Annotated in this window: 8 protein-coding genes and 1 pseudogene; all 9 read left to right on the top strand. The window is 42.0% G+C overall.

Annotated features, from left to right (window positions below; translation table 11 throughout):
- Positions 1-1,240: UDP-N-acetylglucosamine 1-carboxyvinyltransferase (locus LD39_RS04115; RefSeq protein ID WP_035543169.1), on the top strand; the 1,240-nt coding region annotated here is incomplete at its 5' end.
- Positions 1,241-1,358: 118 nt separating this feature from the next.
- A pseudogene (locus tag LD39_RS04110) lies at positions 1,359-1,612 on the top strand (fructose-bisphosphatase class II); the annotation flags it as partial.
- A gap of 293 nt (positions 1,613-1,905) precedes the next feature.
- Positions 1,906-3,213: a transcription termination factor Rho gene (gene rho, locus LD39_RS04105; RefSeq protein WP_081988290.1), complete on the top strand. Its 1,308-nt coding sequence runs from the start codon at positions 1,906-1,908 to the stop codon at positions 3,211-3,213.
- A 159-nt stretch (positions 3,214-3,372) separates the two neighbouring features.
- On the top strand, positions 3,373-3,618 hold the full coding sequence (locus tag LD39_RS04100) for a type B 50S ribosomal protein L31 (protein ID WP_035543164.1): 246 nt from the start codon (positions 3,373-3,375) through the stop codon (positions 3,616-3,618).
- A 326-nt stretch (positions 3,619-3,944) separates the two neighbouring features.
- Positions 3,945-4,565, top strand: coding sequence for a thymidine kinase (locus LD39_RS04095; protein WP_035543167.1), 621 nt, complete (start codon positions 3,945-3,947; stop codon positions 4,563-4,565).
- A gap of 335 nt (positions 4,566-4,900) precedes the next feature.
- Entirely contained in the window at positions 4,901-5,599 is a 699-nt protein-coding gene (locus LD39_RS04090) for a DUF2294 domain-containing protein (RefSeq protein ID WP_035543162.1), read from the top strand.
- A 47-nt stretch (positions 5,600-5,646) separates the two neighbouring features.
- Positions 5,647-5,940 carry a hypothetical protein gene (locus tag LD39_RS04085; protein ID WP_035543159.1) on the top strand — a complete coding sequence of 98 codons (294 nt, stop codon included), beginning with the start codon at positions 5,647-5,649 and terminating at the stop codon, positions 5,938-5,940.
- 253 nt (positions 5,941-6,193) lie between these two features.
- Complete coding sequence (locus LD39_RS04080; protein ID WP_035543157.1) at positions 6,194-6,382, top strand: hypothetical protein; 189 nt, start codon at positions 6,194-6,196, stop codon at positions 6,380-6,382.
- 61 nt (positions 6,383-6,443) lie between these two features.
- The gene (locus tag LD39_RS04075) at positions 6,444-6,845 is read left to right on the top strand and encodes a hypothetical protein (protein WP_035543155.1); all 402 of its coding nucleotides are present in this window, start codon (positions 6,444-6,446) and stop codon (positions 6,843-6,845) included.
- Positions 6,846-6,905: the final 60 nt, after the last annotated feature.

The raw sequence follows: 6,905 nt of genomic DNA, 5'->3' as shown, positions 1-6,905 counted from the left end.
TCGAGTAAGCGGAGCGAAAAATAGTGCAGTTGCTTTGTTGCCAGCTGCCATTTTAGCTGATTCTCCAGTCAAAATTGAAGGCCTTCCTGACATTTCTGATGTTGGGATCTTATCTGATTTACTCAGGGAAATTGGTGGGGAAGTACACAAAGATGGAAGAAACATCAGTATCGACCCTTCCAATATGGTTGCCATGCCTCTTCCGAATGGAAAAGTTAAAAAGCTGAGGGCCTCTTATTACTTCATGGGCGCGATGCTGGGCCGTTTTAATAAAGCGGTTATTGGACTTCCGGGAGGCTGTCACTTAGGACCTCGTCCGATCGATCAGCACATTAAGGGCTTTGAAGCTTTAGGAGCTGAAGTGACAAATGAACAAGGAGCCATTTACCTGAGAGCGAAAGAGCTGCGTGGTGCCAGAATCTATTTGGATGTCGTCAGTGTCGGAGCAACGATCAATATTATGCTTGCCGCTGTACGAGCCAAAGGGAAAACGGTTATTGAAAATGCAGCGAAAGAGCCAGAAATCATTGATGTAGCGACTTTGCTTACAAGCATGGGCGCGAAAATTAAAGGGGCAGGGACGGACGTTATCCGCATTGAAGGCGTGAACAACTTATCTGGTTGTCTTCATACCATCATCCCTGACCGTATTGAAGCTGGAACTTACACGATCATGGCTGCAGCCCAGGGAGAGGAAATGATCATCGACAACGTTATTCCTCAGCACTTGGAGTCACTTTTGGCCAAGCTTCGTGAAATGGGCGTTACAATTGAGGAGAATGATGAACAACTCTATGTGAAACCAGGCAAGAAACTGAAAGCTGTCGATATTAAGACGCTGGTTTATCCTGGATTTCCTACAGATCTTCAACAGCCCTTTACTTCTTTACTAACAAAGGCAGAAGGTACCGGCATTGTGACCGACACGATTTATCAAGCTCGGTTCAAGCACATTGATGAATTACGCCGCATGAATGCTTCGATTAAGGTAGAAGGGGGATCAGCCATAGTATCTGGTCCATCTAAACTTCAGGCGGCAAAAGTGAAAGCCTCTGATTTACGTGCCGGCGCAGCCCTTGTCATCGCTGGATTGATGGCTGAAGGTGTTACCGAAATTACGGGCGTCGATCACATCGAGAGAGGTTACGAAAACATTACGAATAAGCTGATTGAACTTGGAGCAAACGTCTGGTATGAGGAGATGTCAGACGAAGAAGTTGAACAATTCCAGAATTCTTGATTTAAAAACCAATTTCATGGGGAGATGAGGAATAATTAATCTTATAACTCAAGATGGGGAGAGATTACCATGGAAAGAAGTTTATCAATGGAATTAGTACGAGTGACGGAAGCGGCAGCAACTTGCTCGGTGTAAAACATGGGCATTGAAGATGTAGACCGTGTCCTTTACATGGATGACTTCTGTGGAGGAGCTGACGCGATATTCGCGGCCACTGGTGTCATAGATGGCGAATTGCTTCAAGGTGTACAATTTAAAGGGCAAAAGGCAACGACACAGACTCTCGTTATGCGAGCTAAATCTGGTACAGTCCGATTCATAGACGGAAACCATAGTTTGAAGAAAAAACCTAACCTAGTAATTAAACCATAATGTTCTATAGGAAGCCGGTATAATCGGCTTCCTCCTATTCTACGTAAACTTACCTCTGCTGACCTACCTGAAAAAAATCTTAAATTGGGATTGAATCCCCGAATAGACAAGAGTACAATAAAGATTGTTTGTTAGAGAGACAAATCTCCGTAAGCTTCTAAACTATTACTTCACTCAACTTCTCCTATTTCTTCTAATCCATACATTCAAGAGAAGTCATTTGTTTTTTAATAGCAAGCTTACATTGGATCGACCATCAAGAATAAAGAAAAATATATAAAAGTGGTGATTATGTGGCAGATTTAACAATCTCCAATCTAGAGACGATGACTTTGAAGGGACTTTATGAGAAAGCGAGACAATACAAAGTCTCTTACTATGCGAAGTTAACAAAAAGAGAATTGATTTTTTCCATTCTTAAAGCTCAAGCAGAAAAAGATGGCTTTTTATTTATGGATGGTATCTTAGAGATCATTCCATCCGAAGGGTTCGGTTTTTTAAGGCCGATTAACTACTCTCCGAGTGCTGAGGATATTTATATATCTGCGTCACAAATTCGCAGATTTGATTTGAGAAATGGAGATAAAGTGTCAGGGAAAGTACGTCCTCCGAAAGAAAATGAACGTTACTACGGTTTGTTGCATGTAGATGCTGTAAATGGAGAGGATCCTGATTCTGCTAAAGAACGTGTCCACTTCCCGGCTTTGACTCCACTGTATCCGGATCGTCAGATGAAACTGGAAACAGAACCGAAGATGCTTTCGACTCGAATTATGGACGTCATGTCTCCGGTAGGGTATGGGCAGCGCGGATTGATCGTCGCTCCACCAAAAGCAGGAAAAACGATGCTATTGAAGCAAATAGCCAATAGCATTTCTACAAACCATCCGGAATCAAAACTGATCATCTTACTTGTGGATGAACGACCAGAAGAGGTGACGGACATTGAGCGTTCTGTCGATGCAGACGTTGATGTCGTCAGCTCTACATTTGATGAAGTACCTGAGAACCACATCAAAGTATCTGAATTGGTTCTAGAGCGCGCGATGCGTCTTGTCGAGCATAAGCGTGATGTCATTGTACTAATGGATAGTATTACGAGACTTGCCCGTGCCTACAACCTGGTTATTCCACCAAGTGGCCGGACATTATCAGGAGGAATTGATCCTGCAGCCTTCCACCGTCCAAAACGCTTTTTCGGTGCGGCAAGGAATATTGAAGAAGGCGGAAGCTTGACGATCTTAGCTACGGCGCTTGTCGACACTGGGTCACGCATGGATGATGTTATTTACGAAGAATTCAAAGGAACCGGGAACATGGAGCTTCACCTTGATCGTAGTCTTGCTGAGCGTCGTATTTTCCCTGCGATTGATATTTTACGTTCTGGAACTCGTAAAGAAGAATTGCTTCTGCAAAAAGAATACCTGGATAAAATATGGGCGATTCGAAAAACATTATCCGATACGCCAGACTTTGCTGATCGTTTCTTGCGCCGCTTAAAAGCTTCGAAGAATAATGAAGAATTTTTTGAGTTGATGAATAAGGATATGCAAGGAAAATCCTCGCAAGGCCGCCGCACACAATCGTCTTATAAAGGATAACCGATTTTTGACAAATGTCGATCCTATGTTGCATTAGGGTTTCTACCCTGTTATAATCTTTCTATGTGAGTTTCAGTAAAAGGTGTAACGACTAACCTTCAACGGCTCTTACAATAACTCTGTTTCCAAAGGATTCAGGGCAAAAAGGAGTGGAAGAACATGAAAACAGGAATTCATCCAGAATACCGTAAAGTTGTATTCCTAGACACAAGTTCTAATTTCAAGTTTCTAACCGGATCTACTCAAACATCCGAAGAAACGATCGAGTGGGAAGATGGAAACACGTATCCATTGATCCGCGTAGAGATTAGTTCTGCGTCTCACCCGTTCTACACAGGTAAACAAAAAGCTGACAAAGCTGGTGGCCGTGTGGATCGCTTCAAGAAAAAATATAACCTTTCATAATAATGAGTGGTCGTCTTATGGACGACCACTGCATCATTTTGAACAAAAACAGGCAAATTGTCTTTTGAGTTTGCCTGTTTTTTTGTCAAAAAAAGGTCATCCTCTTCTAAAACATAATTGAACCTATGCTGTAGCTATATTTTCTACTTTATAGTTTTGCTTATGTTTTAAAGGTGAGGGAGGACCTTTGTTTTCAAGTCCTTATAATTCGGAGCTGTCCTTGATGGTGCATGAACGATCGATCTTTCGTTCAGCCGATTGTCAGGAGGGCTCTTTTTTGATGAATACATTGGTGTGGACAGTGCGAGAAGGGAGCGACGTTGGACGTGTATGTAATGAAGCAAAGTGGATGGGTTGAGGTCATTTGTGGAAGTATGTTTAGCGGGAAATCAGAGGAGTTGATTCGTCGAGTCCGCCGTGCAACATTTGGAAACTTGACGGTAAGAGTTTTTAAACCGGCTATCGATGACCGCTATAAGGAAGATGCAGTGGTATCTCATAATGGTACTTCCGTATTAGCTCGCCCTGTAAAGGATTCCCTTGATATTCTCAACCTTGTGGATAATGAGGTAGACGTGGTAGGGATTGATGAAGTTCAATTCTTCGATAATAATATTGTGGAAGTTGTGGAATGCCTCGCTGATCGAGGAATTCGAGTGATTGTAGCTGGTCTCGATACAGATTTCCGTGGTGAACCATTCGGACAAATGCCTGACTTGATGGCGCTTAGTGAGAGCGTGACCAAGCTTAATGCGATTTGCCCTGTATGCGGTTCGCCGGCTAGTCGGACACAGCGTCTCATCAATGGAGAGCCAGCGTCTTATGATGATCCGATTATCTTAGTTGGGGCTTCAGAATCCTATGAACCAAGATGCCGTCATCACCATAAGGTTCCTAATAAGCCCAGGCAACAGGAAGTGAAGGCAGCTTACGCTGAAAACCGTTGATTAACCTGCCAAACCGGCAGCTCAGAAGAGCTGCCGGTTTTTTTGATGGTGAATTTTGTTGGTACCAGGCACCGTTTTTTTCTTTTTCGGTACCTGGTACCGAAAAGCGTGTTTGTGGTGTCAGGTACGCATGGGGGTCCTATGGGTACCTGACACCGCTTCGACACCGCTTCGACATCGCTTCGCTAATCTCTTCATCATCTGAAGCCATTATCCCTGCTGGGTATCTCGACTCATTCTGATCCAGGTGGGCTATCGATGTGCTCGATTTCGTTTAAGAACCCATTATGTGTGGAAAAATTGTAGCAATATGCTTCAAAAAGGACTGTATTTTTATGGATAAACGTTCAATCCAATCCGAACTTTCAAGTTACATAGGAAAACTCCTGCGTGATAATTTTGGTAAAGGGCCGTCTTCAGTTTTTGTATCCATCGAAGAACCTTACATCACGATTTACTTGAAGGGGTTTTTAGCTCCTATGGAAAAAGTTCTTGTCAACCAGAATAATACTTCTAATGTAGAGGAGACCCGTGATCTACTCATGCAAGAGCTCATTCCGGATATTAAAGCTACGCTAAGGGCGGTAGCAGGGATCGAAATAGAATCTTTATACTACGATTGGTCTCTATCGAACCGCTCTGGAATGATCGTTGGTATTATGAATGTAAGCCCGATGCTGGACGAAAACAATGAAAATTACGAGCAAAAACAAACGGTTCATGATGAAATTGAGAAAATAAGCCGCCATGCCGAAAAAGCTCCCGAAATGATCCGTTCATTTTTATTGAACAATCGGACATTGATTATTGAACGACAAGGGATATTTGTAGCGATTGAAAAGGAAATGATTCGGTTAGGTTTTCAAGAACACTTGAAAATTGCAAAAAGGCACTTGGAAAAGAGGCTTCTTCACCTGTCTTCATTTGAATCCATCCTCCAAACCAGGATCGAAGATGTCTTTTTAGATTGGGATTTCAACCTTGACCGAAGTTATATCATTTTTATTTTCAAACCGACGGACATGAAAACGTAGAACGGAGTAGGACTTCATGACTCCTTACAAAGAAAGGAGCAAGAGTGATGTCTTTGACAAATTCAGAAATCCTCCAAAAAAAATCAAATCTTTTGAAAGAGTGCGCAGATGCTTATGCCTATGCAGTTGAAGTCGTTTGTAAGGAAAGTTTTACCGCGGAGGCGATCAATCAATCGTGCACAGAAATTTGCAGGAATTGCGCAAAAGAGTGCGCAGCATTAGGGAGTGATCCTCAAGAAGACAGGGTTTACGCCATGTGTATGGAGTATGCCTCTTTATGTGAAGAGCTGCTAAAGTACAATAACGGGTCAACTCATGAAAGAATGAGGAAGTCTATATAACCAGTGCTTTCCATATCCCCCTTTATTTATGTAGTGTTCTGTACTATACTATGGTTAGGGATAAATTAAAAACACTTTATCCTTAAACCTTATTCTTTCACATTTGATTAAATTTTAATAAAGATCCGGTTGGATTGAGCTAGACAATAGAGCTAGACAAAAGCCGAGAAGAATCTCCTTGGGGGACTTCTCGGCTTTTTTAATTTCCAAAAAATGTGATCGTCTATAAATACAACAAAGAAAGGAGTCATTTATGACTTACCGTATTGTTGGAGTTGACGAACAACATATTGTCATTGAATTTTGGAAAAATAACGAGGAAATTACGTTTGAGAAATATGAAGAAGCTGAAAAATATAGGCGCTATATTCTAAGTAAGGCTGTGATTCCACGCAAATATGAACTTGAAATCATCCCTATAGAAGAAATGGCTCTAAGCTAACGTACATAATCACCTCTTGCTCGGTTAACAATAACCGTAAAAAGAGAAGAGGTGATTGTATATGTTACGAGCCTTGACGGTTATAATGCTTTCTATATTCTTTATGACTGCATGCGGATTGCAGATGGATAAATATCAAGGTCAGACGAGCAGAGATGATGTGGAAAATATGGGCATGAATGAAAGAGTGACAACAGATACTGAAAATCCCAGGTTAATCAAATATGTAGGGGACACCTGGGGGTTGAAGCAAGACCGGGAGCTCATTAAAAAGACTGTGAATGATATGCCGGGAGTCACTGTTAAACGCGTGATCATAGAAGCGAGTCGGGTTTGGGTGACCGTGGATATAGATGGAGAAGATAAATTATCAAAAGCGGAACTGGAAGATTGGAAAGACGAAATTCACCAGGCGGTTTATAAAGCTGTCCCGCGATATGACATCAATGTAAAAGTTAGTTAATTGGAACAGGCGTACCTGGTACCGAAGATCATCTTTTCGGTACCAGGTACCTTTTTCTTC

Source organism: Halobacillus sp. BBL2006, assembly GCF_000786645.1.
Lineage (GTDB): Bacteria > Bacillota > Bacilli > Bacillales > Halobacillaceae > Halobacillus.
This window is presented reverse-complemented; position numbering and strand designations above follow the sequence as displayed.

Excerpts from the sequence above, each read along its gene's own strand:
- LD39_RS04080 (WP_035543157.1), top strand. The coding sequence starts at position 6,194 with ATGACTTACCGTATTGTTGGAGTTGACGAACAACATATTGTCATTGAA.
- LD39_RS04090 (WP_035543162.1), top strand. The coding sequence starts at position 4,901 with ATGGATAAACGTTCAATCCAATCCGAACTTTCAAGTTACATAGGAAAA.
- LD39_RS04085 (WP_035543159.1), top strand. The coding sequence starts at position 5,647 with ATGTCTTTGACAAATTCAGAAATCCTCCAAAAAAAATCAAATCTTTTG.
- LD39_RS04075 (WP_035543155.1), top strand. The coding sequence starts at position 6,444 with ATGTTACGAGCCTTGACGGTTATAATGCTTTCTATATTCTTTATGACT.
- LD39_RS04100 (WP_035543164.1), top strand. The coding sequence starts at position 3,373 with ATGAAAACAGGAATTCATCCAGAATACCGTAAAGTTGTATTCCTAGAC.